The 19,039-nt window shown below is 73.6% G+C and carries 20 protein-coding genes and 1 pseudogene; 13 read left to right on the top strand and 8 right to left on the bottom strand.

The annotated features are described in order from the left end of the window. The first annotated feature begins 35 nt into the window (after window positions 1–35). Entirely contained in the window at window positions 36–515 is a 480-nt protein-coding gene (locus AB4880_RS14270; RefSeq protein WP_367919877.1) for an SRPBCC family protein, read from the top strand. A 12-nt stretch (window positions 516–527) separates the two neighbouring features. Here AB4880_RS14270 and AB4880_RS14265 read toward each other — a convergent pair whose 3' ends face one another. The 4 genes from AB4880_RS14265 to AB4880_RS14250 form a co-directional block, all read right to left on the bottom strand. Further along, entirely contained in the window at window positions 528–935 is a 408-nt protein-coding gene (locus AB4880_RS14265) for a nuclear transport factor 2 family protein (protein ID WP_367919876.1), read from the bottom strand. After that, window positions 932–2,974: an FAD-dependent oxidoreductase gene (locus AB4880_RS14260; protein WP_367919875.1), complete on the bottom strand. Its 2,043-nt coding sequence runs from the start codon at window positions 2,972–2,974 to the stop codon at window positions 932–934. The genes AB4880_RS14265 and AB4880_RS14260 overlap by 4 nt, the downstream gene beginning before the upstream one ends. Next, a complete protein-coding gene (locus tag AB4880_RS14255; protein ID WP_367919874.1) occupies window positions 2,971–3,564 on the bottom strand; it encodes a PadR family transcriptional regulator in 594 nt (197 codons plus the stop codon). The genes AB4880_RS14260 and AB4880_RS14255 overlap by 4 nt, the downstream gene beginning before the upstream one ends. 98 nt (window positions 3,565–3,662) lie before the next feature. Next, on the bottom strand, window positions 3,663–4,514 hold the full coding sequence (locus AB4880_RS14250; RefSeq protein ID WP_367919873.1) for an SDR family oxidoreductase: 852 nt from the start codon (window positions 4,512–4,514) through the stop codon (window positions 3,663–3,665). Window positions 4,515–4,618: 104 nt separating this feature from the next. Here AB4880_RS14250 and AB4880_RS14245 point away from each other — a divergent pair, with 104 nt between their 5' ends. The 6 genes from AB4880_RS14245 to sigJ all read left to right on the top strand — a co-directional run bounded on the left by AB4880_RS14245 (window position 4,619) and on the right by sigJ (window position 10,395). Continuing rightward, on the top strand, window positions 4,619–4,942 hold the full coding sequence (locus AB4880_RS14245; RefSeq protein WP_367919872.1) for an ArsR/SmtB family transcription factor: 324 nt from the start codon (window positions 4,619–4,621) through the stop codon (window positions 4,940–4,942). Beyond that, on the top strand, window positions 4,939–5,922 hold the full coding sequence (locus AB4880_RS14240) for a TIGR03086 family metal-binding protein (protein WP_367919871.1): 984 nt from the start codon (window positions 4,939–4,941) through the stop codon (window positions 5,920–5,922). The genes AB4880_RS14245 and AB4880_RS14240 overlap by 4 nt, the downstream gene beginning before the upstream one ends. 10 nt (window positions 5,923–5,932) lie before the next feature. After that, complete coding sequence (locus AB4880_RS14235) at window positions 5,933–6,379, top strand: SRPBCC family protein (RefSeq protein ID WP_367919870.1); 447 nt, start codon at window positions 5,933–5,935, stop codon at window positions 6,377–6,379. Between the two features lie 171 nt (window positions 6,380–6,550). After that, window positions 6,551–8,707, top strand: coding sequence for a DEAD/DEAH box helicase (locus AB4880_RS14230; protein ID WP_367919869.1), 2,157 nt, complete (start codon window positions 6,551–6,553; stop codon window positions 8,705–8,707). Window positions 8,708–8,750: 43 nt separating this feature from the next. Beyond that, window positions 8,751–9,494 carry an SDR family oxidoreductase gene (locus tag AB4880_RS14225; RefSeq protein ID WP_367919868.1) on the top strand — a complete coding sequence of 248 codons (744 nt, stop codon included), beginning with the start codon at window positions 8,751–8,753 and terminating at the stop codon, window positions 9,492–9,494. Window positions 9,495–9,498: 4 nt separating this feature from the next. Continuing rightward, entirely contained in the window at window positions 9,499–10,395 is an 897-nt protein-coding gene (gene sigJ / locus AB4880_RS14220) for an RNA polymerase sigma factor SigJ (RefSeq protein ID WP_367919867.1), read from the top strand. Here the strand turns inward: sigJ and AB4880_RS14215 are convergent. From AB4880_RS14215 to AB4880_RS14205, 3 genes are read right to left on the bottom strand one after another with little or no spacing between them, the layout of a single operon-like run. Then, window positions 10,382–10,801, bottom strand: a complete 420-nt coding sequence (locus AB4880_RS14215) for a globin domain-containing protein (RefSeq protein ID WP_367919866.1) — start codon at window positions 10,799–10,801, stop codon at window positions 10,382–10,384. The genes sigJ and AB4880_RS14215 overlap by 14 nt on opposite strands. A gap of 4 nt (window positions 10,802–10,805) precedes the next feature. Beyond that, window positions 10,806–11,465 (bottom strand): Pr6Pr family membrane protein, encoded by a 660-nt coding sequence (locus AB4880_RS14210; protein ID WP_367919865.1) that lies wholly within the window; start codon window positions 11,463–11,465, stop codon window positions 10,806–10,808. Further along, window positions 11,465–12,052: a TetR/AcrR family transcriptional regulator gene (locus tag AB4880_RS14205; RefSeq protein WP_367919864.1), complete on the bottom strand. Its 588-nt coding sequence runs from the start codon at window positions 12,050–12,052 to the stop codon at window positions 11,465–11,467. The genes AB4880_RS14210 and AB4880_RS14205 overlap by 1 nt, the downstream gene beginning before the upstream one ends. Before the next feature lie 76 nt (window positions 12,053–12,128). On the opposite strand from AB4880_RS14205, the gene AB4880_RS14200 reads away from it, so the two are divergent. The 3 genes from AB4880_RS14200 to AB4880_RS14190 all read left to right on the top strand — a co-directional run bounded on the left by AB4880_RS14200 (window position 12,129) and on the right by AB4880_RS14190 (window position 15,371). Next, window positions 12,129–13,556 carry an MFS transporter gene (locus AB4880_RS14200; RefSeq protein ID WP_367919863.1) on the top strand — a complete coding sequence of 476 codons (1,428 nt, stop codon included), beginning with the start codon at window positions 12,129–12,131 and terminating at the stop codon, window positions 13,554–13,556. A 194-nt stretch (window positions 13,557–13,750) separates the two neighbouring features. Further along, a complete protein-coding gene (locus AB4880_RS14195; RefSeq protein ID WP_367919862.1) occupies window positions 13,751–15,010 on the top strand; it encodes a DUF445 domain-containing protein in 1,260 nt (419 codons plus the stop codon). Between the two features lie 127 nt (window positions 15,011–15,137). Beyond that, a complete protein-coding gene (locus AB4880_RS14190) occupies window positions 15,138–15,371 on the top strand; it encodes an RNA-binding S4 domain-containing protein (RefSeq protein ID WP_367919991.1) in 234 nt (77 codons plus the stop codon). Window positions 15,372–15,436: 65 nt separating this feature from the next. On the opposite strand, the gene AB4880_RS14185 is transcribed toward AB4880_RS14190, so the two are convergent. Next, window positions 15,437–15,808, bottom strand: a complete 372-nt coding sequence (locus AB4880_RS14185; RefSeq protein WP_367919861.1) for an FKBP-type peptidyl-prolyl cis-trans isomerase — start codon at window positions 15,806–15,808, stop codon at window positions 15,437–15,439. A 139-nt stretch (window positions 15,809–15,947) separates the two neighbouring features. Between AB4880_RS14185 and AB4880_RS14180 the strand changes: the two genes are divergently transcribed. The 3 genes and pseudogenes from AB4880_RS14180 to AB4880_RS14170 all read left to right on the top strand — a co-directional run. Next, entirely contained in the window at window positions 15,948–16,766 is an 819-nt protein-coding gene (locus AB4880_RS14180) for a PP2C family protein-serine/threonine phosphatase (protein WP_367919860.1), read from the top strand. Next, the gene (locus AB4880_RS14175; RefSeq protein ID WP_367919859.1) at window positions 16,763–17,938 is read left to right on the top strand and encodes an FHA domain-containing protein; all 1,176 of its coding nucleotides are present in this window, start codon (window positions 16,763–16,765) and stop codon (window positions 17,936–17,938) included. The genes AB4880_RS14180 and AB4880_RS14175 overlap by 4 nt, the downstream gene beginning before the upstream one ends. Continuing rightward, window positions 17,935–19,039 (top strand): annotated as a pseudogene (locus AB4880_RS14170) (serine/threonine-protein kinase); the annotation flags it as partial. The gene AB4880_RS14175 and the pseudogene AB4880_RS14170, both read left to right, overlap by 4 nt.

Genomic DNA, 19,039 nt, shown 5'->3' with positions numbered 1-19,039 from the left:
GGTACTGCGGGGGCGACCGACGAGAGGAGCTGAGCATGAGCACGATCGAGAAGACCGTCACCGTGGACGTACCGGTCCGGACGGCCTACGACCAGTGGACGCAGTTCGAGTCCTTCCCCCGATTCATGGAGGGCGTCGAGGAGGTGCGGCAGCTCGACGACAAGAGACTGCACTGGCGTGCCGAGATCGCCGGAGTACGGCGGGAGTGGGACGCCGAGATCGTCGACCAGACGCCCGACGAGCGGATCACCTGGCGCGCGCTCGACGGCACCAAGAACGCCGGCACCGTGTCCTTCGCACCGGTCGAGTCCGGCCGGTCCACCCGCGTGACGCTGCGGATGGAGCTCGAGCCGGAGGGCGCCGTCGAGAAGATCGGCGACGCGCTGAAGATCATCGACCGCCGTACGGCGGGCGACCTCGACCGCTTCAAGGACTTCATCGAGGCCAGGGGCGCCCAGACCGGCGGTTGGCGCGGGGACGTGTCCCCGACGGATGTCGACGACCCCCGGCTGTAGCCCGACGGCGCCCTACGCGGACGCCTCGCTCGCCATGGCGACGATCCGCTCGAACCGCGCGCTCATCGCCTCGGCGAGGGCCTGCGCGCCCTTGAGCGGGCGCACCATCACCATGAAGTCGGTGATGAGTCCGTCGCCGTCGAGCACGAGGAAGTCGCAGCCCGTGAGCTGGAGGCCCGAGACCTTGGCCTCGAAGACCAACGCATGGCCGTCGTCGTCGGCGAGCTCTCGGACATAGCGGAAGTCCTCGAACACCTCGACCACGTGGGCGAGGATCGCGCCGGTGATCGCCTTGCCGGCGTAGGGCTTGTGGGCGACGGGACTGCGAAAGACCACGTCGTCCGCCAGCCACGCCCGCATTGCGGGCACGTCTCCCGCCTCGACAGCGGCTCGGAAACCGCTGCTGCCGGGGCGGGTCACAGCGTCGCCGCCAGCTCGGTGCCCTGCTTGATCGCACGCTTGGCGTCGAGCTCGGCGGCGACGTCGGCGCCGCCGATCAGGTGCACTCGCCCGGCGTACGACGACGCGAGCAGCTCGTCGTAGAGCCCGCGGACCGACTCCTGCCCGGCGCACACCACGACGTGGTCGACGTCCAGCACCTGCCGGGCGCCGTCGATGGTGATGTGCAGGCCGGCGTCGTCGACCTTGTCGTAGGTGACGCCGCTGAGCTGGTGGACGCCGAGGTCCTTCACGACCGCGCGGTGCACCCAGCCCGACGTCTTGCCGAGCCCCTTGCCCTGCGCGGACTCCTTGCGCTGCAGCAGCCAGACCTCGCGCCGCGGCGTGCGCGGCGCCTTGTCGGTGACGCCGCCGCGGACGACGGCCGGGTCGGCGACGCCCCAGTGCGCCTTCCACTCCGCGACCGTCTCGGGGGTGTGGGTCCTGGCGGAGCCGGCGGGGAGCGGAGCGACCGACGCCAGCAGCTCGGTGACGTCGAACCCGATGCCGCCCGCACCCATCACCGCGACCTTCGCGCCGACGGCCACCCGGCCGGTGATCGCGTCGGGGTAGGAGACCACCTTGGCGTGGTCGATGCCGGGGATCCGCGGCGTGCGCGGCTCGACGCCGGTCGCGACGACCACCTCGTCGTACCCGCTGAGGAGGTCGGGGGTCGCACGGGTGGCGAGCTTGACGTTGACGCCGAGGACCTCCATCCGGCGCCGGTAGTAGCGCAGCGTCTCGGCGAACTCCTCCTTGCCGGGGATCTGCATCGCCAGCCGGAACTGGCCGCCGAGCTCGTCGGCGGCCTCGAAGAGCGTGACGTCGTGGCCGCGCTCGGCCGCGCTGACCGCGGTCGCCAGGCCGGCCGGCCCGCCGCCGACGACGGCGACGTGCCGGGCGTGCCGGGTCGGGCTGAGGACGAGCGTGGTCTCGTGGCAGGCGCGCGGGTTGACCAGGCAGGAGGCGCGCTTGGCCTGGAAGGTGTGGTCGAGGCAGGCCTGGTTGCAGCCGATGCACGTGTTGATCTCGTCGGCGCGGCCGTCCCGTGCCTTCGCGACCAGGTCGGCGTCGGCGAGGAACGGGCGCGCCATCGAGACCAGGTCGACGCCCTGCGCGAGCACCGCCTCGGCGACGTCGGGGGTGTTGATCCGGTTGCTCGCGCAGACCGGGATGCCCAGCTCCTGCTTGATCCGCAGGGTGCTGTCGACCCACGCGCCGCGCGGGACGCTGGTGACGATCGTGGGGACGCGCGCCTCGTGCCAGCCGATGCCGGTGTTGATGACGCTCGCGCCGGCCTCCTCGATGCGGTGGGCGAGGTCGACGGTCTCGTCCCACGTCTGGCCGTCGGGGACCAGGTCGAGCAGCGACATCCGGTACATCACGAAGAAGTCGGGCAGCTCCTGGCGGATCCGGCGCACGATCTCGACCGGGAAGCGCATCCGGTTCTCGGCGGAGCCGCCCCACTTGTCGGTACGGCGGTTGGTGCGCGCCGCGAGGAACTGGTTGATCAGGTAGCCCTCGGAGCCCATGATCTCGACGCCGTCGTAGCCGGCCTTCTTCGCCAGCCGGGCGCTCGCGACGAAGTCGTCGATGGTCCGCTCGACGGCCCTGCCCGACAGCGCGGAGGCCTTGAACGGCGTGATCGGCGACTTGGTGGCGCTCGCCGAGACGCTGAACGGCGTGTAGCCGTAGCGGCCCGCGTGCAGCAGCTGCAGCGCGATCCGGCCGCCGTCCGCGTGGACCGCCTCGGTGACCCGCCGGTGGCGGTGCGCGTTGAGCCGGGTCGTCATCTGCGAGCCGAACGGCAGCAGCCAGCCGCGGACGTTGGGGGAGTAGCCGCCGGTCACGATCAGGCCGACGCCGCCGCGGGCGCGCTCGGCGAAGTACGCCGCCAGCTCGTCGATGTGCCACGGACGGTCCTCGAGCCCGGTGTGCATCGAGCCCATCACGGCCCGCGACTGCAGCGCGAGGCCGCCGATGACCGTGGGGCTGGTGAGCAGGGGGTAGGACGTCGTCATCGGGGGAGCTCCTTGGCGTGGGTGCGGTCGGTGCAGTCGGTGCGGTCGGTGCGGTCGGTGCGGGTGTGGGCGGCGAGGTACTCGGTCAGCCAGCGGATCCAGAACTCCTCCATGAGGAGTCCGCCCCGCAGCACGAGGTAGATGTCGAGGTCGGCGTCGTCGAGGACGTCGGGGTCGGGGAAGTCGCGCGCGGCCAGGAACTCGTAGAGCGAGAGCCGCTTGGTGTGCTCGTCGAGCTGGGTGCGCAGGTCGTCGAGCAGCGCGGCGCGGTCGCCGTACGACGCGCCGCGCATCTTCACGCCGAGCGTGCTGCGGACCGGGTCGGGCGTGGTCGGCTCGGCGATCCACCGCCGCAGCTCGGCGCGGCCGGCGTCGGTCACGGCGTACACCTTCTTGGCGGGGCGGTCGGCCTGCGGCACCACCTCGGCGGTGATCCAGCCGTCGACCTCCATCCGCCCCAGGACCCGGTAGATCTGCTGGTGCGTCGCGGTCCAGAAGTAGCCGATCGAGGCGTCGAAGCGCCGGGTCAGGTCCGATCCGGACGCCGCGCGCTCGCGCAGGGACACGAGGATCGCGTGCTCCAGGGCCATGGCAGGAGCATGCCCCGGATCACGACGCTATGCAACTAGTTGCAATCTGGGTCACACGGCGGCGGCGCGCGCCGTGCATTCGTCGCGCCCGCCGGTGCCTAGGGGATCGCCCGGTAGGCCTTCATCTGCGCGAGGTACGACCCGATCCGGCGGGCCGGGACGGGCCGCGGCCAGTCCTCGGCGCGGAACCACGCGTCCGAGCCGCCGTCGACGAACAGGACGCTGCCGCACAGGAAGTCCGCGGCGTCCGACAGCATGAACACCACCCACCGCGCGAGCTGTCCGGCGTCGCCGAAGCCGCCGATCGGGACCGGGAACGCCTTGATCCGCTTGGCCTCGGCGGGCGTCGCGAGCTGCTGCTCGAGGAGGGGAGTGAGGATCGCGCCGGGTGCGATGGCGTTGAGCCGGATGCCGGCGCCCGCCCACTCGCGGGTGACCGCCTCGCGCCGTACCCACTGGCTGATGGCGATCTTGCTGGCGCCGTAGGCGAACGAGGGCGCCATCTTCCCGAACAGTCGCAGGGTCTTGAGGGCCTTGGGGACGTCGCGCTCGAGGAGCGCCCGGACGGCGCGGCGCGGCACCATCGGCATCGTCGTCGTGGAGTTGCTGGAGAAGACGACGACCTTCGCCTTGTCGGCCGCGGCGAGCGCCGGGCGCCAGGCTTCGAGCAGCTCGACCGCCCCGAGGAAGTTGACCTCCGCGATCAGGCGCGCGCGGTCGCGGCCCGGCGCCGGGCCGAGGCCGGCGGCGAGCACCGCCCCGTCGAGGACGGCGGCCCGGTCGAGGACCTCCTGTGCCGCGGCGCGGCGACCACCCGCGGTCGCCAGGTCGGCGACGACGTCGGCCTCCTTGATGTCGACCGTGATGACGGTGTGCCCGTCGGCGCGAAGCTGCTGGACGACGGCCGCGCCCATGCCGGAGGCGGAGCCGGTGACTGCGTAGGTACCCACGGGGGGACTCTAGAACGTGTTCTCGCCGGCGCGGGCGGTGCTCCCGCCAGGTGGCCGATGCGTGAGTGTTGACTAACGCGTTAGTGATGCCTAACGTATTCGCCATGACCGACCCGTTCAGCGCCGCGGCGGAGCCCAACCGGCGCCGCCTGCTGCAGCTGCTCGCGGCCGGTCCGATGAGCGTCGGCGAGCTGGCCGAGCAGTTCCCGGTCACCCGGTCCGCGATCAGCCAGCACCTGCTGGTCCTGGCCGAGGCCGGGCTGGTCACGGCCGAGAAGGCCGGCCGGCAGCGCATCTACCGCGTCGACCCCGGTGGGCTGCGGCAGCTGCAGGCCCAGATCGACCTGTTCTGGACCACCGAGCTCGACCTGCTCGTCGCCGATGCCGACGAGCTCCAGCGTCCCACCGAGCACCAGGAGAAGCCATGACCTACACCAAGACCGTCACCCTGCCCGTCTCACCCGACGACGCCTTCGCCCTGGTCACCCGGCCCGAGCGGCTGCGCCGGTGGATGGGCGTCACCGCGCGCATCGACCTGCGCGCGGGCGGCGACTGGCGCTGGACCGTCACGCCCGGCAAGGTCGCCGCCGGCACGGTCGTCGAGGTCGAGCCGGGCCGCCGCGTCGTCCTCGACTGGGGCTGGGACCAGATGCCCGGCGACGACGGCGCGCTCGGCACGGTCACGATCACCATCGAGCCGGTCGCCGACGGCTCCGCGGTCACGCTGGTCCACGACGGCCTGACGGCGGAGCAGGAGGTCAGCCACGCCGAGGGCTGGGACCACTTCCTCGGCCGGCTCGAGCTCGCCGCCGCCGCGGGCGACGCCGGTCCCGACGCCTGGGCCGCCGCGCCCGACCCGATCGACGAGATCGTCGCCGGCGAGGCCGCGCTCGCCGTCGTGCAGCAGGTGCTGCGCCAGATCGGCCCCGCCGACGCGACCCGCCCGACCCCGTGCGCCGACTTCACCGTCGCCGAGCTGGCCGACCACCTGCTCGGCTCGCTGGTCTCCTTCGGCGCGATGGCCGGCGTCGAGCTGAGCAGGCCCGCCACCGACCTCGACCGCCTCGAGGACGTCGTCTCCACGCTCGCCGCCGAGGTCCTCGAGGCGTGGCGCCGCCGCGGTCTCGACGGCGTCGCGACCAGTCAGGTGGGCGAGGCGCCGGCCGCCGTCCTGGCCGGCATCGTGCCGATCGAGCTGCTGCTGCACGCCTGGGACCTCGCGCAGGCCACCGGCGCGACGCTCACGGTGAGCGACCCGCTCGTCGACTACGTCGCCGTCCTCGCCGAGCGGGTCGTCCCCGGCGCCCGTGGCCGGGCCTTCGCCGACGAGGTGATGCCGGGCGCCGACGACGACGCGCTGACCCGGCTGGCGGCCTACAGCGGCCGCACGCCGCTGGCGCTGGTCTGAGGCGGCGGCGGTGGACGTCGACGTCACAGTCGAGCGGGTGATCGCCCGGCCGCGCGCGGAGGTCGCCGCCTTCGCCGGCGACCCGACGAACGCGCCGCGCTGGTACGCCAACATTCGCTCGGTCGACTGGCGCACCGAGCCGCCGGTGCGCGTCGGCTCGCGGATCGACTTCGTGGCCCACTTCCTCGGTCGGCGGCTGTCCTACACCTACGAGGTCGTCGAGCTGGTCGAGGGCGAGCGGCTGGTGATGGCGACTGCCGACGGCCCGTTCCCGATGCGCACGACCTACACCTGGGCCGACGCGCCCGGCGGCGGCACCCGGATGACGCTCGCCAACACCGGCAGCCCGAAGGGCTTCGCGGGGGTGGCCGCGCCGGTCATGAGCGCGGCGATGCGGCGGGCGACGACGAAGGACCTCGCCCGCCTCGCCGCGATCCTCGAAGGCCCGAGAGGGTGATGCCGCACCCGGCGGCGAGCGGGGTGCGCTAGTCTGGACGCACCACCGCGTGTCGTCGTTCTTCGACGCCGGCGGTGATGGAACACGTGATCGGCGCACTCCCGCAGCAGCGCGAGCCGCCGGCGAACCCTGAGGAGTCGGCCCGTTCGGCTCCCCATCGGAAGGACACCTGTGGGTCGTGGAGGCCAGCGGGGGGCGACGCAGCAGCGTCGTGGCTCCGGGGCGGCGCGGGCGCGTCGCAATGAGGAGGGCATCATCCCTCAGCTCGCGCGGGCGGTGCGCGAGGTGGAAGCGGCGGTCGCGCGGCGCTCGGCGATGCCGGAGGTGCGCGCGAAGTTCCAGGTCGTCGCGCTGCTGGCGCGTGAGGAGCGGGCTCGGGTCAAGAGCGACACCACGCTCTCCGAGAGCCGGCGCGGCGAGGAGCTGAAGCGGCTCGACGGGATCGCGACGATCCTGGCGCAGACCGCGGCGCGCGACAGCACCCTGTTCACCCTCCTCGACGAGAAGGCCGAGATCTCCGAGTCCGCCAAAGCGATGCGCCGCGAGCTGCTGCGCAAGGCCGGCGTCGACGAGCCGGAGCCCGAGCCGGAGCCCGTGGTCGAGGACCCGGAGGCCGCCGCGCTCCTCGACAAGCGGGTCATCCCGCTGTCGGTCCAGGCGCGCCAGCTGGCCAATCCGTTCCTCGCGCCCGACTTCGCCCACGCCCGCACCAAGGTCCGTCCGCGGCGGCTGGCCGGGTGGGAGCTGCTCGAGCCGCTGTTCCGCTCCTTCGAGCGGGCCGCGCCCGACGCGCCGGCCTGCATGAAGCTGCCGGACGCCGACCAGCTCACCTCGCTCACCGGTCGCCACGACCCGATCGGCCGTGAGCTGATGCCCCACCAGGCCCAGCTCGTCGCCTCGGCCGCCTCGGGCCACCGCACCTACCTGCTCGCCGACGAGCCCGGCCTCGGCAAGACCGCCCAGGCGCTGCTCGCGGCCGAGGCGGCGGGCGCCTTCCCGCTGCTCGCCGTCGTCCCCAACGTCGTGAAGACCAACTGGGCGCGCGAGGTCGAGATCTGGACGCCGCACCGCAAGGCGACCGTCCTGCACGGCGACGGCATGGACGCCGACGGCTTCGCCGACGTCTTCGTCGTCAACTACGAGATCCTCGACCGCCACGTCGGCTGGCTCGGCACCCACGGCTTCCGCGGGATGATCGTCGACGAGGCCCACTACATCAAGAACAAGTCCTCGCAGCGCTCCCAGAACGTCCTGGAGATCTCCGAGCGGATCCGGGCGCGGATCGCCCGCCCGCTGATGATGGCGCTGACCGGCACCCCGCTGATCAACGACATCGAGGACTTCCGCGCGATCTGGCAGTTCCTCGGCTGGATCGACGACGTGGTCCCGCAGGGCGACCTGATGGAGGCGCTGGAGGAGACCGGGCTGACCCCGGCCGACCCGGCCTTCTACCCGGCCGCGCGCCGCGCCGTCATCGACCAGGGCATCGTCCGGCGCCGCAAGATCGACGTCGCCGCCGACATCCCGGCCCGCCGGATCGCCGACATGCCGGTCGAGCTCGAGGGCGAGGCCGGCCGCTCGATCCGCAAGGCCGAGCGCGAGCTCGCCCGCCGCATGACCGAGCGCTACGACGCCGCGATCGCCACCCGCCGTACCGGCGCCGTGGTCGAGGGCATCGACCACCGCCTGGTCCGCCAGGTGGCCGGCTGGGAGCGCGAGGACACCTCGACCAAGACCGGCGAGAACGTCTTCGAGATGATGCGCCGCATCGGCCAGGCCAAGGCCGGCCTCGCCGCCGACTACACCGCGCAGCTCGCGCGCAACGTCGGCAAGGTCGTCTTCTTCGCCAAGCACATCGACGTCATGGACCAGGCCGAGAAGACGTTCGCCGAGCGCGGGATCCGCTACAGCTCGGTGCGCGGCGACCAGTCCTCGACCACGCGCCAGCGCGAGATCGACGCCTTCGTCAACGATCCCGACGTCCAGGTGGCCGTCTGCTCGCTCACCGCGGCGGGCGTCGGCCTCAACCTCCAGGTCGCGTCCAACCTGGTGCTCGCCGAGCTGTCCTGGACCGACGCCGAGCAGACCCAGGCGATCGACCGGGTCCACCGGATCGGTCAGGCCGAGCCGGTCACCGCGTGGCGCGTCATCGCGACCCAGACCCTCGACACCCGCATCGCCGAGCTCATCGACAAGAAGGCCGGGCTCGCCGCCCGGGCGCTCGACGGAGCCGGCGAGGAGGTCGAGGGCGGCGCCATCGACCTGCAGACCGAGGCCCTGGTCGCCCTGCTCACCGCGGCGCTCGAGGCGCGCGGAGACGCCGCCTAGCGGCCCGATGTCACACTCCGCCGACCCGTCTCGTCCTCCTGTCATGAGCAAGGTGATCGCCGTGGCAGGCGGAACGGGACTGGTCGGCGCGATGACGGTCGAGGAGGTGCGGCTCGCGGGTGCGAGCCCGGTCGTCGTCTCTCGCTCGCACGGCGTCGACCTCACCACCGGCGACGGCCTGGCGGCCGCGCTCGACGGCGTCGACGCGGTCATCGACGCGAGCAACGTGACGACGATGAGCGGGCCTGCGTCGATCGCCTTCTTCGAGGCGGCGACCTCGCACCTGCTCGCAGCGGGCGCCGCGGCCGGCGTCCGTCATCACGTGGCGCTGTCGATCGTCGGCTGCGACGTGGTCGACCTGCCCTACTACCTCGGCAAGCGCCGCCAGGAGGAGCTCGTCGCCGCCGGTCCGGTGCCGTGGTCGGTGCTGCGGGCGACGCAGTTCCACGAGTTCGCCGGGCAGCTGGTCGAGCGCAGCCCGCGGCCGTTCGCGATGGCACCCCGGATGCGCACGCAGCCGATCGCCGCCCGCGAGGTGGCCGCCGCGCTGGTCGCCACGGCGCTCGGCGATCCGGCCGGGCTGCTGCCCGATCTCGGCGGGCCGCGGCCGGAGCCGATGGACCAGATGGTCCGGCGGGTGGTGCGCACGCGCGGGCCGCGCCGGCTCGTCGTACCGATCCCGATGGCGGGCAGGGTGGGCCGCCAGGTCAAGGCCGGTGGCCTGCTGCCGGGCCGCGGTGCGACGATGGGCGTCGAGACCTTCGACGAATGGCTCGCCCGTGTGTGATCCCGTGAAGAGGGTGCAGGCCCTCGCCGACGACTACGACGCGCTGCGTCCGCGGATGGTCCGCGTCGCCTACGCGATCCTCGGCTCGCGCGCCGACGCCGAGGACGTCGTCGCCGACTGCTGGCCCCGCCTGGTCGAGGCCGACGCCCGCGAGCCGATCCGCGACCTGGCCGGCTGGCTGACCGTCGCCGTCGCGCGGGCCGCGACCGACGTGCTGCGCTCGGCGCGCGTGCGCCGCGAGACGTACGTCGGCCCATGGCTGCCCGAGCCCTACGTCGCCGCCGCGGGTGAGCCGGGCGACCCGGCCGACCGGGTGACCCTCGACGAGACGGTCAGCTATGCGCTGGCCGTCGTCCTGGAGTCGCTGTCGCCCGCCGAGCGGACCGCGTGGGTGCTGCACGACGTCTTCGGCATGGGCTTCGCCGAGGTCGCGGCCGTCGTCGGCCGCACGCCCGCCGCCGTCCGCCAGCTCGCCTCCCGGGCGCGGACGCACCTGGCCGCGCAGTCCCCGCGCTACCAGGTCGACCGCACCGCCCACGACGCCGTCCTCGGCCGCTTCCTCGCCGCCGCGGCCGGTGGCGACCTCGACGCGCTGATCGCCACCCTCGACCCCGACGTCGTCCTCACCGCCGACGGCGGCGGCGTGGTCAGCTCGGCCCGCCGTCCGGTCCACGGCGCCGACCGGGTCGCGCGCTTCATCGCCGGCCTCGTCGCCAAGTACGACGGCCAGGTCGAGGTCGACCTGGTCGAGGCCAACGGCGCGCCGGCGATCGCGATGCGTGCCGACGGTGAGCTCATCCTCCTCGTCGTGCTGACCGTGGTCGGCGACCGCGCCACCCGCGTCGACATGCTGCGCGCGCCCGCGAAGCTCGCCGCGGTCGACGTCCTCAGGCGTGGTTGAACCGCAGCCCGTCCGGCACCTGGTCGGCGCTGTCGGCGTAGGCGGTCATCCGCTGCGTCGCCCGCCGGAAGTACGCCGAGATCGACACCGCCGTGTGCCGGTCGATGCCGACGTCGGCCAGCGCCTGGTCGAACAGCTCGAGGCACGCCTCGTCGAGCTCGGCATGCTCGCCGTGGCCGGCATGGAGGCGCTGCATCGACGACTCGTCGCCGTACCCGGCGGTGTAGAGCGGCGGGCCGCCGAGCGCCTCGGCGAGATAGGCCGCCAGCCGCTCGTCGTGACGGGGATGCATCCCGTGCTCGAACGGGTGTGCGGCGACGTCGTCGGCGAGGCACAGGTCGTGCCAGCGGCGGCACAGGTCGAGCAGCGCGTCGAAGCCGCCGGCCTGCTCGTAGAGCGTGGTCACGCGATCAGGGTGCCGCGACGGGCTCCGGCTGTCGAGAGGCAGCGAGCCGCCGGTCCGCCCACCGGTAGCCGCCGATCAGCGCCGCGAACAGCGCGGTGATCGCGACGCACACCACGATCACGTGCGCCCAGCCCTCCTCGCGGAAGTCGAGGAACGGATAGGGCACCCACCGCGTCGCGCCCGCGACGACGAGCGTGACCGCGAGCCAGGCGACCGGCCAGGCGAAGGCGACGGCGATCGCGCGGCCGTCGACCCGCGGCCGGGGTCCGAATGCGAGCCAGCCGATCACCGCGATCAGCGGCACCGCCATGTGCAGCATCTTGTCGGCGACCCAGCTCGCGCCGTGCAGATCGAGCAGGGGGCGGAGCAGGAGGAAGTGGACGAGGCCGGTGACGGTGATGCCGACCGTTCCGGCCAGCCGCAGGGCGCGGAAGGCGGGGCCGTCGCGGAGCGGGTCGCGGGTGAGCAGGACGGCGGCGACGACGACGAGCAGGTTGCTCTGGATGGTGAAGTAGGCGACGAACCGCGCGAGCCGGATGCCGAGCGAGGGCGGGTCGTCGTCGGCGAGCACGGCGGCGCCGTCGACGACCAGCCAGAGCTGGAGGCCGAGGGCGGCGAGGGTGACGACGGCGGTGAGGCCGTGCCAGGCACGGGCGGGGGACATCAGGCGGCGGACTCGGGCGTGAGCAGCCGCTGGATGGCGTCGCCGTAGATGGCGATGACGGTCTCGGGGTCGGCGCCGCTGACGATCGGGTCCTCCTGCACGAAGAGCAGGTTGAGCAGGCCGGCGAGCTGGGCGACGGCGAGAGCGGCCCGCAGCTCGCGGTGCTCGCCGGTGAGTCGCGGGACGAGGGGGGCGACGTAGGTCTCGGCGGTGTGGCGGACCATCTCCTCGCGGACCTGGTCGTGGTGGGCGGCCTGGGCCAGCGCGACGAAGCGCTTGCGGAGGCCGGGCAGGGCGGGGTCGAGGAAGTAGGCGACGAGCCGGCGGCCGACGGTCTCGAGGGGGCCTTCGATCACCGAGCCGATGCCGAGCGAGGTGTCGACGGTGCGCAGGAAGAGCGCCTCCTTGGAGCCGAAGTGCCGGATCACCAGCGCGGGGTCGACCCCGGCCTCCGCGGCGATGGCGCGGACCGAGGCGCCCTCGAAGCCGCGGTCGGCGAACAGCACGCGCGCGGCCGCCTCGATGGCGGCGCGGGTCGCCCGGCCGGCGGGCCGCAGCTGGTCCGGGGCGGGGGAGGTCTTGGTCACACCGCAACCGTAGGGCATCGGCGGTTTCGGTCAACGGTGTTGACACTCCCAGGTCAACGCCGTTGACTCAGTGCTCGTGACCACGACCTCCCCGGCCCCCGCCGGCCCCGCGGCCGGTACGACGGGCGGCGGCTCGCCGCTGCTGACCGTCGCCGTCCTGTGCTTCGGCGGCCTCGTCGCCGCGCTCACCCAGACCATGGTGATCCCGATCCAGGGCGAGCTCAGCGGCCTGCTCCACACCACCGAGGCCAACGCCTCGTGGGTCGTCACCGCGACCCTCGTCGCCGGCGCCGTCGCGATGCCCATCTCGGGGCGCCTCGGCGACCTCTTCGGCAAGCAGCGGGTGCTCGCGGTCAGCGCGGCCACGCTGGTGATCGGCTCGCTGGTCTGCGCGCTCAGCAGCAGCCTGGTCCCGATGCTCGCCGGCCGCCTGCTCCAGGGCTTCGCGATGGGCTTCATCCCGGTCGGCATCGCGCTGATGCGGGAGGTGACCCCGCCGCAGCTGACCGCGACCGCGATGGCCGCGATGAGCGCCACGCTCGGCGTCGGCGGGGCCGTCGGCCTGCCGCTCTCGGCCTGGATCGTGCAGGACCTCAGCTGGCATGCGCTGTTCTGGGTCGCCAGCGCGCTCGCCGTCCTGGTCGCGCTCGCGGTGGTCGTCCTCGTGCCGCACGTGCGCGACGCCGTACCCGGTCGCTTCGACGTCGTCGGCGCGCTCGGCCTCGCGCTCGGCCTGGTCGCCGTCCTGGTCGCGGTCTCGAAGGGCAACGAGTGGGGCTGGGGTCACGGCCGCACCATCGGCCTGCTCCTCGCCGGCGTCCTGGTCCTGGTCGCGTGGGGCAGCTACGAGCTGCGCGTCGCCGACCCGCTCTGCGACCTGCGGGTCACCGCCCGCCGTCCGGTCCTGCTCACCAATGTCGCCGCCGTCGCGATCGGCTTCGGCATGATGGCGCAGGCGATCGTGATGCCGCGGCTGCTGCAGTCGCCGGAGATCACCGGCTACGGCCTCGGCCAGAGCCTGCTGCACACGGGTCTGTGGATGGCGCCCGGCGGCCTGGTGATGATGGCGTTCTCGCCGGTCTCCGGCCGGATGATCCGCGTCCTCGGCGCCCGGACGACGCTCATGGTCGGCGGCACCGTGCTCGGCCTGGGCTACGTTCTGGCGTTCTTCCTCACCGACGCGCCGTGGGAGCTGATGGTCGCCAACTGCGTCACCTCCGCCGGCGTCGGCATCGGCTACGCCGCCATGCCCACCCTGATCCTCGAGTCGGTCCCGCTGACCGAGGCCGGGTCCGGCGTCGGCATCAACGGCCTGATGCGCTCCATCGGCACCAGCGTCTCCTCGGCCGTCATGGCCGCGATCCTGACCGCCTCGACGATCACCCTCGGCGGCCACGAGCTGCCCAGCGAGCGGGCGTTCGGGATCTGCTTCGTGGCCGGCGCGGTCGCCGCCTTCCTCGGCGTGATCCTCGCCGGCTTCGTCCCGCGCCGCCGCGCCGCTTGAGCGCCCACCGGGTTGCCGTGACAACACGGCACGGTTAACCGGAACCTCCGAGGCCGACCGTCGTTGAAACGACACCAGGACGACCTCGGGGCCGGCTGGAGCGTTGTGGCGGTGGCTGGGGGGTTTCGCGACACGACAGGAAGGCCCCGGGTCCGACGGACCCGGGGCCTCTCCTGGTGCGCAAGGATGGGCGCGTGTCCGGGCCCCTCATCCCCTCCGACCCCACCGCCGACGCGGTACGACGCAGCGCGCTGCGGCGGATGCGGACCGTCGCGGTCTCCCTGCTCCTGCTCGCCGCCGCCGTCTACGTCCTCACCCTGGGTGGGGAGGGCGCGTGGGGCTTCGTCAACGCGGGCGCCGAGGCGTCGATGGTGGGCGCGATCGCGGACTGGTTCGCCGTCACCGCGCTCTTCAAGCACCCCCTCGGCCTGCCGATCCCGCACACGGCGCTGGTGCCGAAGCGCAAGGACGACCTGGGCAAGGGCCTCGAGCAGTTCGTGGGGGAGAACTTCCTGCAGGAGGACATCATCCGCGAGCGGGTCCTCGGCGTGCAGATCGCGGCGCGGGTGGGCGCCTGGCTCGCCGTACCGGCGAATGCGGAGCGGGTGGTCACCGAGGGCGCCGAGCTCGCCGCGCTGGCGCTCGGCAAGGTCCGCGACGACCACATCGAGGCGCTGGTGACCGAGGCGCTGGTGCCGCGGTTCCGGGAGGAGCCGATCGCGCCGCTGCTCGGGGGCCTGCTGTCGGAGGCGATCCGCGACGACCTGCACCACGGGCTGGTCGACCTGATGCTCGAGGAGATGCACGCCTGGCTGCTCGCCAACCCCGAGACGGTGCACGAGGTGCTGGGGGAGCGGGCGCCGTGGTGGGCGCCGGACTCGGTCAACAGCTATGTCATCAACCGGCTGCACCTGGAGATGGTCCGCTGGCTCGCCGAGATCCGCGGCAACCCCGACCACCGGGCCCGCCGTGCGCTCGACTCGATGCTCGGCCAGCTCGCCGACGACCTGCTCGCCAACCCCGACACCCAGGCGCGGGCGGAGCGGCTCAAGGACCGCATCCTCGACCACCCGGCCGTCATCGCGAGCGCGGTCTCGCTGTGGAAGGCGCTGCGCAAGGCGCTGCTGTCGTCGCTCGGCGACCCCGCGGGCGCCGTACGCCGTCGGCTGCTGGTCGAGGTCGAGGCCGCCTCCGCCCGGCTGCGCTCCGACGCGGCACTGCGCGAGCGGCTCGACAAGCTCGCGGCGGACGCCGCCGTCTTCACCGTCGAGCGCTACGGCGCCGAGCTCACCGCGGTCATCACCCACACGATCGAGCGGTGGGACGGCAAGGAGGCCGCGCGGCGCATCGAGCTGCACGTCGGCCGCGACCTGCAGTTCATCCGGATCAACGGCACCATCGTGGGCGGCCTGGTCGGCGTCCTCATCCACACGGTGTCGGTCGCGATCGGCTGAGCTTCGGGCGGCTCGTCCGGGCGCGGGGTCGGCGTCGTACCGGACGAAATCGTCGTCCCCCGGCCCCGTCCGCGACCGATTCGTCCGGTACGACGGCGCTGACTAGGCTGACGCCGTGCCCGAGCTGATGGACGTCCCGATCCGCGACGAGTCGATCCGGCTCGGCCAGTTCCTCAAGCTCGCCAACCTCGTCGAGTCCGGCGCGGAGGCCAAGCCGGTGATCGCCGACGGGCTGGTGCGCGTCAACGGCGAGGTCGAGACCCGCCGTGGTCGCCAGCTCGTCGTCGGGGACGTGGTCGAGCTGGCCGGGCAGGCCGCCCGGGTGTCGGATGAGGACGTCCCGGACAACCTGCCCTGGTGATGGAGGCCGAGCGCGTCGCTCGGCGCCACCGCGGTGACCGGCTCACCTCACGTGAGCTCGGCGGCTCACTTCACGTCGAGCAGGTCCACCACGAAGATCAGCGTCTCGCCCGGCTTGATGACGCCGCCGGCGCCACGGTCGCCGTAGCCGAGGTGTGGCGGGATGACGAGCTGGCGGCGGCCGCCGACCTTCATGCCCTGCACGCCGGTGTCCCAGCCCTGGATGACCTGGCCGATGCCGAGGCGGAACTGCAGCGGGGTGCCGCGGTTGTAGGACGCGTCGAACTCCTCGCCGCTGGACAGGGCCACGCCGACGTAGTGGACGGACACGGTGCTGCCGGCGGCGGCCTCGGCGCCGTCGCCGACGGTGAGGTCGGTGATGACGAGGTCGGTGGGCGGGGTGGGGTCGACGAAGTCGATCTCGGGCTTCTGGGTCATGGGGACGAGCCTATGCCCGCGCCTCGGGCCGCGCGGATTGGCGAGGGCTCGGTGGACGGGGGAGGGCCGTTATAGGCTGCGCGCGAGCGTGCCACCGGCTCCGGAGGGCGGCACATGGGGTGGTCTCGGGGGGACGACGGTGCGGGTCAACGCGACAGGTGCGGAGACGTGGACGTCGGCGGACAGCGCGACGCGGCTCTCGTACGCCGCCGGCAGCCATCCCGGACGCGTCCGCGAGGTCAACGAGGACTCCTCCCTGGTCGCGCCCCCGGTCTTCCTCGTCGCCGACGGCATGGGCGGCTATGCGCGCGGTGACGTCGCGAGCCGGCTGGTCGCGGAGTCCTTCGAGCCGCTGGTCGCGCTCGCCGACGTCCAGCCCGGTGACGTCGAGGCCGCCATCGCCGCCGCGCAGCAGCGGGTGGGCGCGCTGGCCGCCGAGTTCACGACCGCGCCCGGCTCGACGCTGGTCGCCGCGGCGCACGTGCTCGAGGACGGCCGCGGCTACTGGCTGCTGGCCAACATCGGCGACTCCCGCGCCTACCTCCACACCGACGGCCGGCTGGAGCAGATCTCCAAGGACCACTCCGTCGTCCAGGAGCTCATCGACGCCGGCCGGCTCACCCGCGAGGAAGCCCTCGGCCACCCCGAGCGGCACGTCATCACCCGCGCGATCGGCGCGCTGACGGCGTCCCAGGCCGACTTCTCGCTGGTGCCCGCCGAGCCCGGCTCCCGGCTGCTGCTGTGCTCCGACGGGCTGACGACCGAGCTGTCCGACACCGCGATCCTGCACATCCTGTCCGAGGGGATGCCCGCCGACCGCACCGTGCTCACCCTCGTCGACGCGGCCGTCGCCGCGGGCGGCCACGACAACGTCACCGTCGTCGTGGTCGACGTGGTCGACGGTGCCGGGTCGCCGCCGCGCGAGAACACCAGCCCCGCGCCCTGGGAGCGCCGATGACGACCCCCGCCACCACGTACGTCGCCGGCGAGCTCGCGACCCTCGTCACCGACGAGGGCGTCGTCGTCTCCGGACCCGACCGGCTCGCCGAGGTCGTCGCCCTCGGTGGGCGTGGCCTCGAGACGCTCACCGTCGCCGACGTCCTCTCCCGTGGCTCGCTCACCGACCTGCCCGCCTTCGCCGCGGCCCGGATCGACGGAGCCGAGCTGCGTGTCGTCGTCCGCGGGCCCTATGCCGTCCGGGTCGGCGCCTTCGTCGTCGACGGTCGCGACGCCACCACCTGGAGCGAGACGTCCACGCCGATCGCGCCGGGCGCGGTGGTCGAGATCGGCCCGTTCGGTACGGCGCCCGCCGGGCCCACGCTCCCGCTGACCGCCGGGGTCGTCCGCAGCGCCGGCGTCTCCTGGTGCCCCGCCGTCACGGCCGTTCCCGCGGCCGCCCCCGAGCCGCCGGCGCCGGAGTTCCCGCCCGCGCCGGAGTACACCGCCGTCCGCCAGGCCCTCAGCCCGGCCGCCCCGCCGGCCCCGCAGCCGCCGCCCCCTCCGGCGATGCCCGCGGCCCCGATGCCGACCGCCCCGATGCCGACCGCCCCGATGCCGACCGCCCCGATGCCGACCGCCCCGATGCCGACCGCCCCGCCCCCGGACTGGACGCCGGTCGAGGCGGCCGACCCCGACCACGACGGCCGCACCATCACCCCCGCCCAGCTCCAGGCCCTGCGCGCCGCCCGCGGCGCCGACCCCGCACCCGCGCCGACCCCGTTCTCGGCGCAGATCCCCGCGCAGATCCCCGCGCAGATCCCCGGGCCCGCTCAGCCGCGCCCCCAGGTCGCGCTGCAGCTCTCCACCGGCCGCACGGTCCCGGTCCGCCGCCGCGTCCTGATCGGCCGCAGCCCGCGCGTCCAGCAGGTCGGCGGCAGCGCCAACCTGCCGGCGCTGGTGACGGTCGACGACCCCTACGTCTCCGGCACCCACCTGGAGATCTCCGCCGACGGTCTGCGGGTCACCGTCACCGACATCTCCACCAACGGCACCCTGCTGGCCCGGCGCGGCGGCGTCCCCGTCCAGCTCGACCGCGGTGTGGCCACCGAGATCGCCGTCGGCGACGTCCTCACCCTGTCGAAGGGGCTGACCGCGACCCTGGTCCGCGCACCCGAGGGGGAGGGCCGATGAGCAGCCCGGCGCCGCACATCCCCGGCTTCTCCTTCGTCGACCTGGTCGGCGAGGGCGGCTTCGCCGACGTCTTCCGCTACGTGCAGGAGCTGCCGACCCGGCAGGTCGCGATCAAGGTCCTGCGCAGCGGCACCGACCTGGCCTCGCTCGAGCTGTTCCGCGCCGAGGCCAATGTGATGGCGCAGCTGTCCAACCACCCCTCGATCGTGCCGATCTACCAGGCCGGGGTGAGCTCCGACGGCCGCGCCTTCCTGGTCATGGAGTTCTGCCCGCCGCCGCACGTGGCGCAGCGCTACCGGGCGCAGCCGCTGGCCGTCGACGAGGTGCTCGACATCGGGGTCAAGATCGCGAGCGCGGTCGAGACCGCCCACCGGGCCGGCATCCTGCACCGCGACATCAAGCCCCACAACATCCTCACCAGCACCTTCGGCGTCCCGCTGCTCACCGACTTCGGCATCGCGTCGGTGGTGGGGGAGTCCGGCGCCGGCGGCCAGGCGCTGTCGATCCCATGGTCGCCGCCGGAGGCGCTGAGCGCCGACAGCCACGACGTCCGCAGCGACGTCTACTCGCTGGCCGCGACGCTCTACTCGCTGCTCATCGGCCACCCGCCCTACGAGCGCCGCGACGCCCCCAACGACAACGCCACGATGATCACGCGCATCGAGCGCGGTCAGCTGACGCCGCTGCGGCGTCCCGACGTGCCGGCGTCGCTCGTCGACATCCTGCGTCGCGCGATGTCGGTCGAGATCGAGAAGCGGCCGGTCTCCGCGATGGTCCTGGGCCGCCAGCTGCAGGACGTCCAGATCGAGCTGCGCCAGTCGCCGACCCGGCTCGAGGTCATGGACGCCTCGCCGTCGGCCCTCGTCGAGGAGCACCCCAACGACGCGCGCACCCTGGTCCGGCCGGTCTCGGTGATCGTCCCGGCGGCCGTCAACGAGCGGCCCGCGCCGCTGCGTCCGGCGGTCGACGAGCAGACCCGGCGCCCGGGCGCCGAGCCGGCGACCGGCGAGTCGGCGCGCTCCCAGAGCGCGCCGCGCCGCGCCGAGGGCGGCCCGGGCCCGCGCGCCCGGATCGCGATCGGGGTCGTGGCGGCGGCGCTCG

Source organism: Nocardioides ginsengisoli, from assembly GCF_039537225.1.
GTDB classification, from domain to species: Bacteria; Actinomycetota; Actinomycetes; order Propionibacteriales; family Nocardioidaceae; genus Nocardioides; species Nocardioides ginsengisoli.
This window is presented reverse-complemented; position numbering and strand designations above follow the sequence as displayed.